This is a genomic window from Mycobacterium sp. 2-64 (genome assembly GCF_035918375.1).
GTDB classification, from domain to species: domain Bacteria; phylum Actinomycetota; class Actinomycetes; order Mycobacteriales; family Mycobacteriaceae; genus Mycobacterium; species Mycobacterium intracellulare.
Genome location: NZ_CP142361.1, coordinates 3,750,147 through 3,770,198 on the forward strand (window position 1 = coordinate 3,750,147; position 20,052 = coordinate 3,770,198).

Consider the following 20,052-nt stretch of genomic DNA (forward strand, 5'->3'; position numbering starts at 1 on the left):
ACACGCCGGCTTTCCGCGCCACAAGTCCACGTTCGCGCCGGCGCGCCGGCGCCGGATGTTACGACGCCTCCTCGACCGGTTCCGGTTCCGCATCGGGCAGCTGGGCCACGAGATATTCGGCGAGCCCCCCGATGGTCGGATAGTCGAAGACCGCCGTCGCGTTGATGGTGAACTTGCCGCCGAACTGGCTGTGCAGCCGGTTGCGGAGCTCGATGGCCATGAGCGAATCCGTGCCCAGGTCCAAGAACCGGCTGCTCGCGGCGGGCGGCGACGCGAGCCGCAGGAAGTTCTGCACCTCGCGCTGCAGGAATTCGGTCACGAAACCGGCACGCTGGGGCACCGGAATCTCCATCAGCTGCTTGAGCAACTCGCTGTCACCGGTCACCTCCCCGGCGGCACTGGGCAACACCAGATCGAGGATCGGCGGACGCGAACTGCCCAGCACCTTCGCGGCACGCTGCCAGTTGGCCTTGAGGACGGTGGCCTGACCGGTGCCGTTCGCCACGACCTCGGCGAGGGCGCCGAGCGCGGCCGACGGTTCCAGCGGAATCAGGCCCTGCGCACTGATATTGGCGGTCGCGGCGTCCGAAGACGCCATGCCCCCTTGGGCCCAGGGACCGAAGTTGACCCCCGTGGCGGGCAAGCCTTGCGCCCTGCGCTGCGCGACCAGACCGTCGAGCAGCGCGTTGGCAGTCGCGTAGTTGGACTGGCCGGGCGAACCGAACAAACTCGACACCGACGACGACACGATGAAGAAGTCCAGCTCGTCGGCCTTCGTCAGCCTGTCGAGGTGGTAGGCGCCGATCGCCTTGGGCAACAGCGTCGTTCGGAATCGCTCCACGGTCTGCTGCGACAGCAGCGCATCGTCGAGCACGCCCGCCAGGTGCACCACACCGGCCAGCGGCGGCAACTCCGACCGGATGCGCTCCAGCAGACCCGCCACCGCGGACTCGTCGCCGACGTCGGTGGCGAAGACGTGGACGCGGCACTTGTAGCGCTCGGTGATCTCCTCGATCAGCCGTTGCGCGTCCGCACCGGGCTCGCGCCGGCTGGTCAGCACGATGTCTCCGGCACCGAGTTGGGCCAGATGCGACGCTGTGTGCAGACCGATCGCGCCAAGCCCGCCGGTGATCAGGTAGCTCCGATCGGGCCGCGGCTGCAGCGGATTCGGTATCTGGACCACGATCTTCCCGATGTGCCGCGCCTGCTGCATGCGGCGGAACGCGGCCCTCGCCTCGGTCAGGGGATAGATCTCGGCGGGCAGCGGCGTCCACTCGCCGTCGGCCAAGCCTTGCGACACCTCGGTGAGCAAGTCGCGAATGCGATCGGGTTCGGTGAACATCACCGTGTCCAATGCCACGATCTCGTAGGCGATATCGGGACGCGCCTCGGCCATCTGCTCGGGTGTCCAGATGTCGCGCTTGGCGATCTCGGCGAAGCGGCCGTTCTGGGCGGTGGCCTTCAGCGTCGCCTCGATGAACCCCTCGCTGGTCAGGGAGTTGAGGACCACGTCCACGCCGGCACCGCCGGTGTCCGCCAGGATCTGATCGGCGAAATCCGTTGTCCGCGAGTCGTAGACGCGCTTCACGCCGAGCTTGCGCAGCGTCGCACGCTTGAAGGTGCTCGCCGTGGCGAACACTTCGGCACCGAACCGCTGCGCCATTTGCACCGCCGCCAGGCCCACACCGCCGCTCGCGGCGTGGATGAGGACCTTGTCACCAGGTTTCAGCTGCGCCCAGTCGAAGGACAGCCGCACCGTCAGCGCCGCGGCGGGAATGGTGGCCGCCTCGACCGCGCTCACCCCATCGGGGATCGGCGCCAGGAACTGGGCTGGCACATTGAACCGGCTGGAGAACGCGCCCTGCATGGAGCCGTAGACACGTTGTCCCACTTCGACTCCGGTGACGCCGGCGCCCAATTGGGTGACGACGCCGGCGAAGTCGCCGCCGATCGGTCCGGGATCGCCCGGGTAGAGGCCGAGGACGTTGAGCACGTCGCGGAAGTTGAGGCCCGCGGCCTCGACCCGGACCTGCACGTAGCCCTCGTCCGGCGCGGGCACCTCCGCCTCGGTCAGCCGCAGGTTGTCGATCGCGCCGCGTTCGGTGGGCGCCAGGGCAAAGTCGCGCCCGCGTGGCACCGTGAGATGACCGCTGCGCGCCCACGGCAACAACCGCGAGGCCAGCAGCTTTCCTTGCCGCACGGCCAGTTCCGGTTCGTCGACCGGGGTGCCAAGCAGCGCGGCCAGCGCGTGCACGGCCTCGGGTGAGCCGTCGCAATCGACGAGCTTGGCGCGCAGCGCCGGTTCCTCGTTGATCGTGGTGCGGCCGAAGCCCCACAGCGCCGCCTGCACCGGTTCGACGGGCTCGCCGGATTCGGTGGCCACCGCACGCTCGGTGACGATCCACAATCCGCCGGGCAGCTTCACCTCCCCGCGTTGCACGGTGTGCACGGCGCTGAGCAGATTGGCGATCTCGGTCTCGAGGCGCGCCGTGACGTCCGCGCTCGTCTCTTCCCCGTTCGGCGCCGTGCTGCGCCAGACGACACCGGAGAATGGCAACCCGCGCTCGTGGGCTTCAGTCAGCACCTGCCCCAACGGATCCGGATCGTTGGCGCGGTCGAGCGGGATGCACCCGGGGACCTTGGCGGCCAGTTCGTCGAAGCCGGCGATCAGCCAGGTACCGGCGGGCTCGCCGGCTTCTTCGCTCGCCGGTGGCGGCACCTCGTGCCAGCCGAGGGTGTAGAGCAGCCGGGTGGCGTCCCCACCCAGGCCCCGCAGCAACGCCTCGCGCGGTGCGCGCTTGACCGTGAATTCGCGAATTCCGCCCAGGTGACGGCCATCCCGGTCCACGAAATCGAGGTCGAAGACCTGGGTTTCGCTGTTGAGCTCGCTGCTGTGCCACCTCGCGTGGCAGTAGAACCGCCGAGGCATCTTCTCCCGCAACGCCACTTGGCCGTAGCGCAGCGGCAGGAACAGATCGTTGACGCCCTGTTCGGCCGCGAGCAGCGCGGGGAAGGCCGGGAATGCGACACCGGTGCACAGGTCCATCAGCACCGGATGCATCGGTTCGCTGCCGAGTTGTTCGGCGAGTTCTTCGCCGACGAGGATGTCGCCGATCGCCTCACCCTCGCCGAGCCACAGCGACTTCAGCGACCCCGACCAGGTCGGCCCCCACGCCAGCTCCAGGTCGGCGAAGGTCTCGAACAATTCCTGCGGGCGCATGCGGTTCAGGCGCTCGATCGTTTCGTCGATCGGATCACCCTCGGATACCGGCTCGTCATCCGCGCCGGTGCCGACGGTGCCCTCGGCGTTCAGCGACCATTCGGCGCCGCGTTCACCGTACGGGCGGCTGTGCACTTGGAACGTGGACCCACCGCCGTCCTGCAGCGGGTGCAGGGTGAGCTGCACCTCGCGAGAGCTCTTCTCGGGCAGGATGATCGGCTCGTAGAAGAAGACGTCCTTCACCCGCGCCGGGGCGCCGACCGCGGCGAGGGCCATCGCCGCGTAGGTAGCCCCAGGGACGACGACGGTCCCGTAGATGACGTGATCGGACAGCCACGGCTGCGATTTGACGGACAGCCTGCTGGTGTAGACCGAGTCGCCGGAGGCGAGGTCCTTCGCGTTGCCGAGGATGCCCGAGGACGAACCGGCCCCTCCGTCGACGGCGATGCCGGACGTCTTGGGCCAGAAGCGGCGGCGCTGGAAGGGATAGGTGGGCAGCTCGAGCCTGCGACGCGGCTGACCCTGCAGCGCAGCGAAATCGGGGCGAAGCCCGCCGACGTAGGCCGCGGCCAGCGCGTCGGCGATCTGGCGCCGATCGCCAATACCCTTGCGCAGCGAGACGATCGCGCGCGGCGCGGACAGGTGCTCCGGCCAGACCTGCACCGCGGCGCCCGTCAGTACGGGTTGCGGCCCGATCTCCATCAGCACCGAGCAACCCAGGGCCGCCACCGTGCGCACACTTTCGGCGAACTGCACCGGCTGCCGGGAATGCCGACGCCAGTACTGCGCGTCCAGCGGCGTCTGGGTCGTCAGCACGGCGCCGGTGCGGTTGCACACCAGCGGCATCGTCGGGGCGGCGAACCGGAATTGCGCCGCGTACGACTCGAATTCGTCGAGCACCGGATCCAACAGTTCCGAGTGGAAGGCGTGGCTGGTCTGCAGCCACGTGCAGCGGATCCCCTCGTCACCGCACTTGGCGACGATCTGCTCGAGGTCCTCGCCCGGCCCAGACAGCACGGTGTTGGGTCCGTTGTATGCCCCGACCGACACTCGCGGGAATTCGCCGGCGGCCTGCTCGACGTGCTTGGCGTCGGCGAACACCGCCACCATGCGCCCACCTTCGGGCAGGCTGCCGAACATCCGGCCGCGCTCGGCCATCAGCCGGGCGCCGTCCTCGAGGCTGAACACGCCAGCCACACATGCCGCCGCGTACTGGCCCACGCTGTGCCCCAGCACCACATCGGGTTGGATCCCCCACGACTGCCAGAGCCGGGCCAGGCCCATCTCGACGGCGAACAGCGCCGGCTGCGCAAAGGACGTGTGCCGCAGCCTTTCTCCGGCTTCGCCTCCCGTTTCGCGATCGGTGGCGAACAGCACCTCCAGCAACGGATGCGGCAGGATCTCGCCGACCGCGTCGGCACAACGTGTCACGGTGTCGGCGAAAACCGGCTCGGTGTCGAACAATTCACGCGCCATCCCCGGGTACTGGCTGCCCTGGCCGGTGAACAACCAGGCCGTCGTCGGGTGGTGGGTGTGCTCGCCCCGCACGACGCCGGGTCGCAGGCGGTTCTCGGCCAATTCGGCCAGCGCCTCGCGCGCACCCTCGACCGAGTCCACGACCAGCGCGGCGCGGTGTTCAAAGTGCGAGCGGCCCGTTCCGGCGGTGAGGCACACCTCGGCGAGATCCGCGTCCGGGTGGGTGGTCAGCCACTTCTGGTAGCGCCGCGTCAACGCCACCAGCGCTTCCGGTGACCGCGCGGACAGCGCCAGCACGCTCGGCTGTCCATCCCGGGCCCGGTCCGTCGACTCCGTCGCGTCGTCGTCGACAGGGTGCCGGTCGGCGGAGGCGGCTCTCGCCGGCGCCTCCTCGACCAGCACGTGCGCGTTGGTGCCCGTGAACCCGAAGGAACTCACCCCGGCGCGCCGCGGTCTGCCGTTGGCCCGCCACGGCATCGCCGTGTCCACGACCCGCACCGGCAGCGAATCCCACGGGATGTGCGGCGACGGCTCGTCGAAGTGCAGGCTTTGCGGCAGGACCTCGTGCTGCAGCGACAACACGACCTTGATCAAACCGGCTGCGCCGGAAGCCGATTCGGTGTGCCCGATGTTGGTCTTCACCGAGCCCATCAACAGCGGCCGGTCCGCGTCGCGGGCATCCCCGTAGGCGGCCGCGGCCGCCTGTACCTCGATCGGATCACCGAGCGGGGTGCCCGTCCCGTGCGCCTCGAGATAGTCGACGTCCCCGCCCGTCAGGCCGACGCGAGCCAGCACCGAGCCGATAAGCCGTTGCTGCGCACCGCCATTGGGCACCGTCAGGCCGCTGGACGCCCCGTCCTGGTTGACCGCGCTGGCGGGGATGACCGCGCATATCCGGTCGCCATCGCGCTCCGCGTCGCTCAGCCTCTTCAGTACGAGAATCCCGCAGCCCTCGCTGCGCACGTAACCGTCGGCGGAGGCGTCGAAGGTCTTGCAGCGCCCGACGGGCGAAAGCATCCGCGCGCGGGAGGCCGCGACGACCGTCACCGGACTCAGCAACACGTTCACGCCGCCGGCCAGCGCCATGTCGCAGTCACCGGAATGCAGCGCCTGGCAGGCCTGGTGGACGGCGACCAACGCCGAGCTGCATGCGGTGTCGATCGCCACCGCCGGTCCTTCCAATCCCAGCGCGAAGGCGACCCGGCCGGAGATGGCGTTGAGCGCGTTGCCGGTGATGAAGTGGGGTTCGATCTTGTCGATCGACTCCGAGGACAACAGGTGCGCATATTCGTTGGCCGCCACGCCCACGAAAATCCCGGTTGGGCTGCCGCGCAAGGCGGCCGGCGCGTACCCCGCCCTTTCGAGGCCCTCCCACACCGTTTCGAGCATCAGCCGCTGCTGCGGCTCGATCCAGACGGCCTCGCGGGGTGAGATGCCGAAGAATTCGGGATCGAACCCGTCGATTTCGTCGAGGAAGCCGCCGAACCGCGTGTAGGTCTTGCCCGCTGCGTCCGGATCGGGGTCGTAGAACTCGTCGATGTCGAAGCGGTCCTCGGGGACCTCGCGGATCGCATCGACCCCGTCGGACAGCAACTCCCAGAACGCTTCCGGGTCGGGTGCGCCGGGGAAGCGGCAGGACACCGCGACGATCGCGATCGGTTCATCCGTGCGCGTCGTCACGACCGATGCCGGCTGCGGTCTCGGTTTCGGCGACCCCGGGTCGCCGAGTTCGAGCACGTCGCGCAGCAGGTAGTCGGCCACGTCGGACAGCCGTGGGTGGTCCATCGCCAGGGTGGCCGGGATCTCCTTGCCCACGCCCTGTTCGATGCGGCGCCGCAATTCGACGGCCATCAGCGAATCCATGCCGAGATCGAAAAAGCCTGCGTCCTCCCGGATCTCCGCGGCATCGACGCGCGTCACCTCCGCCACCGCGTCCCGCAGGTAGTCGGTCAGAAGTTTCTTGCGCTGCTGCACCGGGGCGCCGGTGAGCCGCTCCACCAACGGGGTCTTCCCCGCGACGATCGCGGACGGCCCCGCCGTACTCGTCAGCCCGGGCACCTCGCGTTCCAACTCCGCCAGGAACGCCCGCCTGCCCGCCTGCTGATAGAGCGGCAAGAAGCGGGCCCAGTCGATGCGGGCCACCACACCCTGCACGAGGCCCTGCCCCGCCGCAGCGGCCACGGCATCGGCCAGACCCGCGAGCGCATCGGCGGGAGACAACGTCCGGACTCCGCGCTGATCGAGTCGGGCGCGGGATTCCGCGTCGGCCATGCCCGCCGACCACGGCCCGAAGTTGACGCTGACGGCGAAGATGCCCTGCCCGCGCAGGCGCCAGGCCAGCGCGTCGAGGAAGGCGTTCGCGGCGCCGTAGGCGGTCTGGCCGAATCCGCCCCACACCGAGGCGATCGAGGAGGTGCTGATGAAGAAGTCGAGATCGAGGTCGGCCGCCGCCTCGCTCAGATGCCAAGCGCCCCAAACCTTGCCGGCGAAGACGCGATCGACCTCGGCGTCCTGCAGCGCGCTCAGGGGGGTGGTGCCGATCTCGCCCGCGGCGTGCACGATGCCGGCCAGCGGTGGCAGCTCGGCCTGCACGCTTGCCAGCAGGCGTGCCACATCGTGCGCGTCGGCGACATCGGCGGCCACGACGCGGATTTGGCAGCCGTGCTGTTCGCCCAGGGCGTTGATGCGCTGTTGCGTGGCATCGCTGGGATCCCGCCGGCTGGTCAGCACCAGATGCCGGGCGCCATTCGCGGCCAGGTAGCCGGCGATCTCCAGTCCGATCGCGCCCAGCCCGCCGGTCACCAAATACGTTGCGTCGCCGCGCAGGTGCAGCGGTGTCCCGCTCGGCGGCGCAGAGCGCCGCGCCAACCGGGGTGTGTAGACCGCCCGATCACGCAGCGCGAGCTGGTCTTCCCGGACGGCCGAGCCGTGCGGCGCGGCGATCCGGTCGACGAGCGCAGGCCATTCGTCGGCCGCGTGGTCGCCGCCCTCTGACAGGTCCGCGAGTCCGCCCCACACGTGCGGGAGTTCCAGCGAGGCGGCTCGGCCGAATCCCCACAGGCAACTCTGATGCGGCGCCACCGTGTCCGTGTCGGCGACGCGCTGCGCGCCGCGGGTCACGATCCAGATGGGGCTGCGCAGTTCGGCGGCCACCGCCGCCCGAAAGACCCGCCGCGTTCCGCCCAGGATCCGGTGTTGCATCCGCAACAGTGACCGCATCGACGGTGTGGCCCCGGCCTCCAGGGCCGCGACATGCACGATGCGTAACGTCGCATCGTCGGTTGCCGCAGCGCGCAACGTTTCCGCGAGCCGTTCCTCGTCGGCGTCGGACGCCGGCAACCCGACCACTTGGTGCGGTTGGTTGCGCGCGGCTAGCAGGTCGACCAACGGCCGGACCGCGTCGGCATCGTCGGAGACGACGATCCAGCTGCCTGCCTGGTCCACGTCGGCACCGGAGAGCGGAGAGGTTGCTCTGTCCCAGCGGATTTCGTAGCGGTCGTCCGCGATGGACCGGGTCGTGCGCTGTTGATTGTGTTGCGCCGCAAGCTTGGTGAGCACCTGCAGGGTGTGCTGGTCGTCGCTCGCACCGCCGAGCAGGGCGGCGAGTTCCTCGATCCGGCCGTCCTCGAGCAGGCGGACGGCTTCGGTTCGCGGTCCCCTGGTGTCCCGGGGTTGCTCGGGGCGCTCGCGATCGTCCCGGAACCAGTATTGACGGCGCTCGAACGGATAGGTGGGCAGGTCGAGCTTTCGCGCGTGCGGCCGCCGCAAGGCGGCGAAATCGGGCAGGTGGCCCAGCACATACGCGTCGGCGACCGCTTCGGTGATCTGGCGGTGGTCAGCGGTATTGCGCCGCAGCGACGTGATCACCCGGGGCGCGGTGGCCGGGTCGGGCCACGCGCCGAGAGCCGCGGCGGTAAGGACCGGTCGCGGGCCGATCTCGAGCAGCAGTTTGCAGTTCATCTCGGCAAGCGTGCGCACGCTCTTGGCGAATTGCACCGGCTGGCGCGCGTGCCGGCGCCAGTAGGCACCGTCGAGCTTCACGCTGCGACCCAGCGCGGTTCCGGTGCGGTTGTCGATCAAAATCCGTTGCGGCGCAGCGAAGTCGAATCCTCCCGCATACGCCTCGAATTCGTCGAGGATGGGGTCCAGGAGCGCCGAGTGGAACGCGTGGCTGGTGTCGAGCCAGTCGCACCGGACACCATCGGCCGACAATGCGGCCACCGCGCGTTCCAAATCGGCTGCCGGACCGGACAATACGGTGTTGGCGCCGTTGTAGGCGGCCACGGACAGGCTGGGAGACTCGTCGGTCAGCCGCTCGACCCGCTCGGCCGCGGTGAACACCGCGACCATCCGGCCACCGGAAGGCAAGCTGCCGAACAGACGGCCGCGTTCGGCCATCAACAGCGCGCCGTCCTCGAGGCTGAGCACGCCCGCGACGCAGGCCGCCGAGTACTGGCCGACGCTGTGGCCCAGCACCACGTCGGGCTCGAAGCCCCACGACTGCCACAGCCGGGCCAGGCCCAGCTCCACGGCGAACAAGGCCGGCTGCGCATAGGAGGTCTGCTGCAGCGTCGCTTCGCTGTCCGGGCTGTCCACATCGAAAACGACGTCCAACAACGGCTTTTCGAGAATGTCGGCGACGGCAGCGGCGCAACGATTCAGCGTCTCGGCGAACACCGGTTCGGTGTCGAACAACTCCCGGGCCATGCCGGGGTATTGGCTACCCTGACCGGTGAACAGCCACGCCGTCTTCGGTGTGTCATGGGATTCTCCGCGAAACAAACCGGGCGCCGGGCGCTCCTCGGCGAGCGCGCCGAGCAGCTCGATGGCGGATTCGCGCGAATTGACCACCAACGCGGCCCGCTGCTCCAGGTGCGCCCGCCCCGCCCCGGCGGTAAAGCACACATCCGCCAGGGTGGCCTCCGGGTTCGCGTTCAGCCAGGCGCGGTATTCGTCGGCGAGCCGCATCAACGCCGCGGGCGTTCGGGCCGACAGCGGAAGGATGCTGAACCGCCGGTCCCCGGGCGCATCGACCGGGGCCGGTACCGCGGGGGCCGATACCGCCCGTTCGGGCGCTTCCTCGACAATGACGTGCGCGTTCGTCCCGGCGAAGCCGAATGAGCTGATCCCCGCAATGCGCCGTTGTCCGTTGCGTTTCCACGGCGTGGCCTCCTTGACGACTTCCACCGCCAGCCGATCCCAGGGGATGTGGGGCGACGGGTTCTGAAAGTGGAGGTGCTGGGGCAGCAGCTCGTTCTCCAGGGACAGGATCACCTTGATCACGCCCGCGATGCCCGCGGCCGCTTCCAGGTGTCCGATGTTGGTCTTCACCGACCCCATCAGCAGGGGCTGGTCGGGTTCGCGCCCGGCCCCCAGCACCGCTCCCGCGGCCTGGGCTTCGATGGGGTCGCCGAGCGATGTCCCGGTGCCGTGCGCTTCCAGGTACCCGACATCGCGGGGCTCGAGGTCGGCACGCTTGAGCGCGTCGGCGATGACCCGTTGCTGGGCAACCCCGTTCGGAACCGTCAACCCACCCGAAGCGCCGTCCTGGTTGATCGCGCTGCCGCGGATCACCGCCCGAATCCGGTCCCCGTCGCGCAACGCGTCCTCGAGGCGCTTGATCACGATGACGCCACATCCCTCGCCGCGCACGTAGCCGTCGGCGGCCGCATCGAATGTCTTGCACCGACCGTCGGGCGCGAGCATGTGCGCGCTGGAGAACGTGATCATGGTGGCCGGGGTGAGCAGGACGTTGGCGCCGCCGGCCAGCGCGAGGTCACATTCGCCGAGGCGCAGGGCCTGGCACGCCTGATGGATGGCCACCAGCGACGAGCTGCACGCGGTGTCGACGGCGACAGAGGGACCCTGCAGCCCCAACCGATAGCTGATCCGCCCGGCCGCGGCGGCGTTGGACGTCCCGATGGCCATGTAGGCCTCGATCTCGGGATAGGTCAGCTCGTCGGAGGCCATTCCGAGGTAGTCGTGCGTGGCCAAACCGACGAAGACACCGGTGTTGCTGTCAGCGAGATCCGTTGGTGCGTAGCCCGAATGCTCGACCGCGCGCCACGCCGTTTCCAGCAAGATCCGGTGCTGCGGATCCATCAACCTGACCTCGCGCGTCGACAATCCGAAGAACGGGGCGTCAAACCCCGTTACGTCGTCGACGAAGCCCGCACGACGGGTGACGACCTTGCCCGGCGCACCCGGCTCGGGGTCGAAGAATTCATCGGCATCCCACCTGTCCTGCGGCACTTCGGATATCGCATCCCGACCGTGCCGCAAGACGTCCCAGAACTCATCCGCGTCGGCGGCGCCCGGAAATCGCGCCGCATAACCCACGATCGCAAAACCCGATGCCGATTCCCCCAGACCTTCGACGGATGCCATGCGCTTGTCCTCTCTTGGCCGGTCAAGATCGATCCGCGCGGGGGCCCAGTTGCACTCGGAGAATCATGTCCTTTAGGCCAGCACCGCGTGTGCAGCGCCGCACTGCGCAGCGACAGCCGGCGCGGCCGCCGCCCTGCGTCCCCGCCCGGCCGCACGATCGCCACAACTCGATCGCCGCAACTCGGTCGCCAAAGACCGGTCGGATCCGTGAGCGAGTGTAGGCGGTGGCCCGCGCACGGCTGCGACGGCGATCACTTCGAGGGTTATCTTGGTCGCGACGCCAGCGTGCCGCGGCAGTTCAAACCGAGGAGGACGAAGTTTTGCGCATCGGGAAGATAACGATCGGCTCACTCGATGATTGGACGCTGACGCCGGGCTCGGTCACCTCATGGCACCCGACCGCCGCGGCCGCCGAAAAGGCACGACAAGCCCCGGTCAGCTCGGTGCCGGTCAGTTACATGCAGGGCCAACACCTTCGCAACTACCACGACCGCACGGCCGCCGGGCTGAATTTCTCACGGCAGATCATCGCCACCTGTGAGGTCGCCGGGACGTGCGACATCGCCGCCATGAACCACGCCGTCAACACCTACCTGCGCCGGCACGACACCTTCCGCAGTTGGTTCGAGGACACCGGTGACGGGGAGTTCATCAGGCACACCATCGGCGATCCCGCCGACATCGAATTCGCGCCGGTTGAACACGGCGAGATGACGGCTGAGGAAATTCATGCTCACGTGGTGGCCATACCGAATCCGCTGGAATGGGGCTGCTTCACGTTCGGAATTATCCAGAGCGAGAACCATTTCACGTTCTTTGCGGCCATGGATCATGTCCACGGGGACGCGACATTGATCGGCACCACGATGATGGAGGCCAACGGCATGTACACGGCGTTGAGCGGGGGCGGTGAGGCCCTTACTCTTCCCGATGCCGGCAGCTTCGACGATTTCTGCATCCGCGAACGCGAATACACGTCGACGTTGACTCTTGATTCGCCTGAGGTGCGCGCGTGGATTGACTTCACCGAGAACAATAATGGGGGCTTTCCCGAATTTCCGCTGCCGCTGGGTAACCCGCAGGAATCCAGTAGGAGCGACATGACGTCCGAACTGTTGATGGACGACGCGCAGACGGAGCGATTCGAATCGGCCTGCGCGGCGGCCGGCGCGCGCTTTGTCGGGGGCCTGTTCGCCTGCCTCGCCCTGGTGGAGCACGAATTCACCGGCGCCCTGACGTATTACGGTCTCACTCCCCGGGATTCACGCAAAGCCACCGACAATTTCATGACGCAGGGTTGGTTTACCGGCTTGATTCCGATCACCGTGCCGATAGCCGCCGCCTCTTTCGGCGACGCCGCATGGGCGGCGCAGGCTTCTTTCGATAACAGCCTGGACATGGCAAAGGTGCCCTACTACCGCGTGTTGGAACTGGCGCCGTGGCTGAGCTGGCCGCAGCCAAACTTTCCGGTGTCGAACTTCTTTCACGGCGGCGCCGCCCCCCTCAACGCCATTCTTGCCGCCGCCGACCTGGGACTCGCAAACAATATCGGGATCTACCCGGACGGCCGGTATTCACATCAGCTGACCATTTACATATTCCGGTACGGCGAGGGCACGGTCATGGCGATTATGCATCCCGACAACCCGGTCGCCCGGAAATCGGTTGTCCGCTATATGGAAGCGATGAAGTCGGTCTGTGTGCGGGTCGCCGGCAGCGGGAGCTGGGGGCGCGTCGCGTAGCGTGGAGCACTTCGATGGCACGTGATGCGAAATCGCGTGGTTTGACCGGGCCCGGTCGAGGGCGGCTGAGTTGCCGCCGACCGGGGGTGAGGGCGGTATGCGACGGCTAGCCGATTTTGTGGTGCGGTGGCCCTGGGCAGTGATCGGGATCTGGGTCGCGATTGCGGTCGCGCTGCCGCTGACCTTCCCATCGCTCGGCGAGATGGCCGAGAAGCACCCGCTCGCCATCCTGCCCAGCGACGCGCCATCGAGCGTCACGGCCCGAAAGATGACCGAGGCGTTTCACGAGGCGGGCTCGGAAAACCTCCTGCTGGTGGTCCTGACCAACGACAAGGGTCTGGGCCCCGCCGACGAAGCCACCTACCGCACACTGGTGGACACGCTGCGGCAGGACACGCGAGATGTGTTGATGCTGCAGGATTTCGTCAGCACACCGGCCCTGCGCTCGGCCGTGACCAGCAAAGACCACAAGGCCTGGGTGCTCCCGGTCGGCGTTGCGGGCGAGCTGGGCACTCCCAGCTCGTATGCCGCGTTCAACCGGATCGACGGCATCGTCCAACGCGTCGTCAGCGGCACGCCGCTGACGGTCAACCTGACCGGCCCCGCGGCGACCGTCGCCGACCTCACGGTCGCCGGCGCTCGGGATCGGATGCCCATCGAGCTGGCGATCGCGGTTCTGGTGCTCGTCGTCCTGCTGGTGATCTACCGTAGCGCGGTCACCATGCTGCTGCCGTTGCTGAGCATCGGCACATCCCTGGTCATCGCCCAGGCGGTGGTAGCGGGCTACTCCCAACTGACCGGGTCGGGCGTCTCGAATCAGTCCGTCGTCTTCCTCAGCGCCATAATGGCCGGCGCCGGAACGGATTACGCGGTCTTCCTCATCAGCCGGTATCACGACTATTTGCGGTCGGGTGCGAATTCCGATGAGGCGGTACAGCGTGCGATGTTCTCGATCGGCAAAGTGATCGCCGCATCCGCCGCCACCGTCGGCATCACGTTTCTCCTCATCAGCTTCGCCCGAATGGGCGTGTTCAAAACGGTCGGGGCGTCGGCGGCGATCGGGATCGGTGTGGCATTCCTCGCCGCGGTGACGTTACTGCCGGCCATCCTGGTGCTTGCCGGGCGACGCGGCTGGGTCAAACCCCGGCGCGAACTGACCACACGATTCTGGCGGCGTTCGGGCATCCGCATCGTGCGCCGACCGAAGGTCAATCTGATTGCCAGTGTGCTGGTGTTGATCGTCCTGGCCAGCTGCGCCGGCCTGGTGCGCTACAACTACGACGATCGCAAGGCCCTGCGGACTTCGGCGCCGAGCTCCATCGGGTACGCCGCGCTGGATCGCCATTTCCCGGTGAATCAGTCCATTCCGCAATACATCCTGGTCCAATCGCCGCATGACCTGCGCACGCCCAAGGCCCTCGCGGACCTGGAACAGATGGCGGACCGGGTCAGCCAACTGCCGAATGTTGCTGCCGTCAGCGGCATCACGCGCCCGACCGGCAATGTGCCGGAACAATTCCGGGCGACGTATCAGGCCGGCGCCATCGGCACCCTGCTGGCGGACGGGTCCACCCTGATCAAAGATCACACAGGCGACCTCAACCGGTTGGTCGCCGGCGCGGGCACGCTGGCCGACAACCTCGGCAACGTGCGAGGCCAGGTCGTCCAGCTCGCCGCGAGTGTGCAGGAACTGGAGAGCGCCTTCGCGTCGGCGAAGAACCAGTACAGCGGCGACGCGCTGGTGAAACAGGTCGACCTCACGGCCCAGCTCGTCGACCATGTCAACGCGATCAGCAATTCCATGGGTTGGAACTTCTCGGCGGCCAAGAACGTCTTCGCCTGGATAGGCCCGGTGCTGGCGGCGCTGCAGGGCAACCCGCGATGCGATGCCGATCCGTCGTGCAGCGACACCCGCGGGGCGTTCGAGCAACTGGTCGGCCCGCAAAACCAAGCGGACCTCGATGCGATCAACGAGTTGGCCCATCGACTGCAGGAGTCCCCGGACAAACGGACGCTCAAGGCGTCGACCGACCGCGTGCGCGCCTCGCTGGCCAAGCTCACCAAGGTGTTGCACTCCATGGGGTTGGACAAACCCGGTGGCATGCAAACGAATCTGAACACTGTGCAAGACGGCGCGAACCGATTGGCCGGTGGCAGCCGCCAGGTGGCCGACGCCGTTGCTCAACTCGTCGACCAACTCAAGCAGCTCGGTAGCGGACTCAACGAGTCGGCGGCGTTTCTGTTGTCACTGAAACGCGATGCGGCACATCCGGCAATGGCCGGGTTCAATATCCCGCCCCAGCTGCTGCAATTGGAGCAGTTTCAGAAGGCGGCCAAGGTCTTCATTTCGCCGGACGGCCACTCGGTGCGGTATTTGGTTCAAACCAAACTGAATCCGTTCAGCACGGAAGCCATGGATCAGGTCAACGCGATCATCGCGGCGGCTCGTGGAGCGCAGCCGAATACCGCGTTGGCGGACGCCACCGTGTCGATGGCCGGATATACCGTCGCGCTGAAGGACACGCGTGACTACTACCAGCACGATATCCGGTTCATCATCGCGGTGACGCTCATCGTCGTCCTTTTAACCTTGATCGCCCTGCTGCGCGCGGTTGTCGCGCCGCTGTATCTGGTTGCTTCCGTGGTCATTTCGTATTTGTCGGCGGTGGGCATCGGCGTGCTGGTATTTCAATATCTATTGGGCCAGCAATTGCATTGGAGTGTGCCCCCGCTGGCATTCGTGGTGTTGGTCGCGGTGGGGGCCGACTACAACATGCTGCTCGTCTCGCGAATGCGCGAGGAGTCTGGACACAGCATGCGTTACGGCATCATCCGGACGCTGGGCTCGACGGGCGGCGTGATCACCGCGGCGGGTCTGATCTTTGCGGCCTCGATGTGTGGCCTTTTGTTCTCCAGCATCAGCACCGTGGTCCAGGGCGGTTTCGTGATCGGGGTGGGCATATTGCTGGACACCTTCTTGGTGCGCACCATCACCGTTCCCGCCATCGCCGCGCTGGTCGGACGGGCGAACTGGTGGCCGTCACAGGGGGGCGTGCCGTCGCCAAAACCGTCACTGGATGGACGCGCCGAGCCGCGGCCCGGTTAGCACCTGCACATGATGTATGTGAGACTACGAGGCGAATTCGAGCGGTCAGGAGTAGGGATGAAGAAACTACTCGCGGGAGTGACGGCGCTGGTAACCGTCGGTGCCACAGGGTGTTTCGGCGTCAATACCGCGACCGCCGACGAGTCGCCCATCGGCGGTCCGCCGACTCCGGGGGCCCCGGGCGACCAGACTGCGTTCGCGCTCGGCGGCGCTCACGTTCTGGGCATCCCCTACGACGAGTACATCCGTCAGGAGGGCGCCCAATGGTTCCCCGGTCAGAAGCGCGAAATCGTCCGTTACCCGGCGGGCCAGGTTCAGGGGCACGTGCTGGAGCGGCTCTTCCCGGGCATCGGCAAGCTCGATGAGCAGTTCCCGGGGCTGGGCGCGGACGGCCCCAGCGTCGGCGAGTCGGTGGACGTGGGAATCGACAACCTCGATGCGGCGATCCGCACCGGCCGCCCGGGTACGGCGATCGGCTTGTCGGAGGGCGCGTTCGTGGTCGACGGCGTGCAGGCTCGGCTGGCGAACGACCCGACCGCTCCCCCGCCCGACAAGCTCAACTTCGCCACGTTCGGCGATCCGATCGGGCGTCACGCCTTCGGTCAGAGTTTCCTGACCGCCATGTTCCCGGTCGGCAGCGTCGTCCCCGCGCTCGACTACACCATGCCGCCGCCGTATGAGAGCCAGTACGACACAAACAGGTTCGTGGCCGCGTACGACTCGATCGCGGACTTCCCCGACCGGCCGGACAACATGTTCGCGCTCGCCAACACGCTGCTCGGCCTCGCCACCGGTCACACGGCGGTGGCCTTCACGAACCCGAGCATGGTGCCGCCGCAGAACATCAGGACGACGATCAACTCCAGGGGCGCGAAAGACACGACGATCATGGTTCCGGAAAAGCACCTTCCGCTGGTCATGCCGCTGAAATACGTCGGGATTGACGAGGACACGCTGAACAAGCTCGACGCGATCCTGATTCCCCGCGTGAATGCGGGCTACTCGCGAAACGACGACCCGTCGACCGCCCCGGTTCAGGTGGACCCGGTGCACGGCTTCGACCCGGCGGAGGTCACCGCGCCGGCCAACCAGGCGACCTTCGGCGGCGACGCCGACCCGCTCTCGCAGATCCTCGCCGGTGCCACGTCCGTGTTCTCGCACGGCGCAAGCGAAGTTACCGACTGAGCGCGCCTATGTCTCAGTCGTCGATCCTCGCCATGCTGCACGGACGCGCCAGCCTGCGGCCCCACGACGTTGCCTACACGTTCACCGACTACCAGCACGACTGGGACGGTGTGCGCGAGACGCTCACGTGGTCGCAAGTCTCGCGCCGCACACTCAATGTGGCACGGGACCTCGGCCCGCACGGGTCGGTCGGCGACAGGGCGGTGATCCTGGCGCCCCAGGGCCTGGATTACATCGCGGCGTTCCTGGGGTCTATGCAGGCCGGGCTCATCGCCGTGCCGCTGCCGCTGCCGCATCGCGGTTCCAGTGATGCGCGGGTCAGCGCGGTCCTCGCCGACACGTCGCCGTCGGTGGTTCTCACGACGTCCGACGTCGCGGAGGATGTCGCCGAATACGTCGACCGGGCACGCATGGACGATGTCCCCAAGATCGTCGAAATCGATTCGATGAACCTCGATGTCGAGGGCGAAGCAAACGTTCCGACGGATGATTTGCCGACCGTCGCGTATTTGCAGTACAGCTCGGGTTCGACCCGAACGCCGACCGGGGTGATGATTTCGCATCGAAACCTCGAGGCCAATTTCGAACAGCTGATGCGCAGCTTCTTCGTGGACTTCGGAACCAAGTTTCCGACCGAGGCCACGATCGTGTCGTGGTTGCCCTTCTACCACGACATGGGTCTGGTGCTGGGCGTCTGCGCGCCCATCCTGAGCGGCCACCGCGCCGAGCTGACGAGTCCGGTCGCGTTCTTGGAGAGGCCGGCCAGGTGGATGCGAACGCTGGCCGAACATCCGCACACCTGGTCGTCGGCGCCCAACTTCGCCTTCGACCTGGCCGCCCGCAAGACCACCGACAAAGACCTGGCCGGCCTGGACCTCGGCGACGTGCTGGGCATCATCAGCGGCGCGGAGCGTGTCGAGGCGGCCACCCTGCACCGCTTCGTGGATCGGTTCGCGCACTTCAATTTCCGGGACCACATGATGCGTCCCTCATACGGCTTGGCCGAGGCGACCGTCTTCGTGGCGACCGGCACCTGGAGTGAATCCGCGCCGGCGGGCCACTTCGACGCCGAAGAGCTCGGGGCGGGCCGCGTTCGGCCGTGCGCACCCGGAAGGGGAACGGCGACCGCGAAAGCGACGGCGCTCGTCAAGTACCGGGTGCCGCAGTCGCCCATGCTCCGGATCGTCGACAGCGAGACGAGCCGCGAATGCCCGCCCGACGCGGTCGGCGAGATCTGGGTGCATGGCGAGAACGTCGCCGACGGATACTGGCGCAAAACGCCGGCCGAGCAGCGATGCTTCGGCGCCACGCTCGTCGACCCGTCACCGGGGACGCCCGACGGTCCCTGGCTGAGGACCGGCGACCTGGGTTTCATCCACTCCGGCGAGCTGTTCATTGTCGGCCGCATGAAGGACCTGCTGATCATCCGCGGGCGCAACCACTATCCCGAGGACATCGAGGCGACGGTCCAAGAGATCACGGGTGGTCGGGTCGCGGCGATCTCGGTGCCGGTGAACAGCACCGAGAAGCTGGTCACGGTCATCGAGCTGAAGAAGCGTGGCGATTCCAGCGGGGAGACCCACGACGTCAGGCACTGGCTCACCTCCATCAAAACCGACGTCACCTCGGCGATTTCCAATAACCACGGCGTGAATGTCGGGGACCTCGTCCTGGTACCGCCCGGGTCCATTCCGACCACGACAAGTGGCAAGATCCGGCGCGCCGCCTGCGTGGAGCAGTACAGCCAACACCAATTCGCCCGTTTGGACGCCTGAGCCCGCCCGGTGGACGCGCGCGCGCCGGCCGGTAGCGCGCTTCGCATAATGGTTCCACCCCCGCAGCGGCAAAGGAGCCACGATGAGCGCAACCAGCACTGACCGTCCCCTACGCGTCATCCAGTGGACGACCGGGAACATCGGGCGGCGCTCGCTGCACGCCATCATCGGGCGGCCCGACATGGAACTCGTCGGCGTGTACGCCCACGGCGAGGAGAAGGTCGGGGTCGACGCCGCCGAATTGGCGGGCTGGCCGGAGCCGACCGGGGTGCAGGCCACCAACGACATCGACGCGCTGATCGCCCTGGGCGCCGACGCGTGTTGCTACAACCCGTTGTGGCCCGACATCGACGAGCTGGTGCGGCTGCTGGAATCGGGGGTCAACGTGTGCACCAGCGCGGCCTGGATCACCGGCGGCAAGCAGACGCCGCAGGACCGCAAGCGAATCGAAGACGCCTGCCGACGCGGCAATTCGACGATCTTCGGCAGCGGCGCGCACCCGGGCATGACCAACATGGTCGGCATGGTGCTGTCCGCCTCGTGCGAGCGCGTCGACGAGATTCGCATCACCGAGTCGGTGGACTGCTCGACCTACGAATCGGCCGAAACCCAAACCGCCATGGGGTTCTCGCAAGACCCCGACACCCCGGGGCTGGCCGACAGTGTGCGCCGGGAGAGCGAGGTCTTCGCCGAGTCGGCCGCGATGATGGCCGACGAGATCGGCGCGAAGCTGGACAAGATGACCTTCGACGTCACGTTCACCGCGGCGACCGGCGACTCGGATCTGGGGTTCATGAAGATTCCCGCCGGAACCGTCGGCAGCGTCTACGGCTACCACCGCGGCTGGGTCGGCGATCGCAACGTCGTCAGCGTCGGGTTCAACTGGACCATGGGCAACCATGTCGTCCCGCCCAAACCACTCGAGCACGGGCACGTCATTCAGGTGTTCGGCCTGCCCAACATGCGCACGGTTCTGCACTGCCTGCCGCCCAAGGACTGGACGGAGCCCGGGTTCATGGGATTGGGAATGATCTACACCGCGATGCCGGTGACCAACGCCGTCCCGGCGGTGGTGGCGGCCAGGCCGGGCATCGTGACGCTGGCGGATTTGCCGCCGGTCACCGGCCGGCTCGCCCGATAGGGCCTATGCCGTTCGCCACA

Annotated in this window: 6 protein-coding genes; 5 read left to right on the forward strand and 1 reads right to left on the reverse strand. The window is 67.6% G+C overall.

The features are described 5' to 3' along the window. Positions 1-58: 58 nt before the first annotated feature. Complete coding sequence (locus QGN31_RS17530) at positions 59-11,083, reverse strand: type I polyketide synthase (protein WP_201409384.1); 11,025 nt, start codon at positions 11,081-11,083, stop codon at positions 59-61. 320 nt (positions 11,084-11,403) lie between these two features. On the opposite strand from QGN31_RS17530, the gene QGN31_RS17535 reads away from it, so the two are divergent. From QGN31_RS17535 to QGN31_RS17555, 5 genes are all read left to right on the forward strand, one after another. Next, on the forward strand, positions 11,404-12,825 hold the full coding sequence (locus QGN31_RS17535; RefSeq protein ID WP_014941626.1) for a condensation domain-containing protein: 1,422 nt from the start codon (positions 11,404-11,406) through the stop codon (positions 12,823-12,825). 97 nt (positions 12,826-12,922) lie between these two features. Continuing rightward, positions 12,923-15,931: an MMPL/RND family transporter gene (locus QGN31_RS17540; RefSeq protein ID WP_014941625.1), complete on the forward strand. Its 3,009-nt coding sequence runs from the start codon at positions 12,923-12,925 to the stop codon at positions 15,929-15,931. A gap of 57 nt (positions 15,932-15,988) precedes the next feature. Then, positions 15,989-17,116, forward strand: a complete 1,128-nt coding sequence (gene pe, locus QGN31_RS17545) for an acyltransferase PE (RefSeq protein ID WP_009953593.1) — start codon at positions 15,989-15,991, stop codon at positions 17,114-17,116. Positions 17,117-17,124: 8 nt separating this feature from the next. After that, positions 17,125-18,891 carry an AMP-binding protein gene (locus QGN31_RS17550; RefSeq protein WP_009953592.1) on the forward strand — a complete coding sequence of 589 codons (1,767 nt, stop codon included), beginning with the start codon at positions 17,125-17,127 and terminating at the stop codon, positions 18,889-18,891. Between the two features lie 82 nt (positions 18,892-18,973). Then, positions 18,974-20,032 carry an NAD(P)H-dependent amine dehydrogenase family protein gene (locus QGN31_RS17555; RefSeq protein WP_009953591.1) on the forward strand — a complete coding sequence of 353 codons (1,059 nt, stop codon included), beginning with the start codon at positions 18,974-18,976 and terminating at the stop codon, positions 20,030-20,032. The last annotated feature ends 20 nt before the right edge of the window (positions 20,033-20,052 follow it).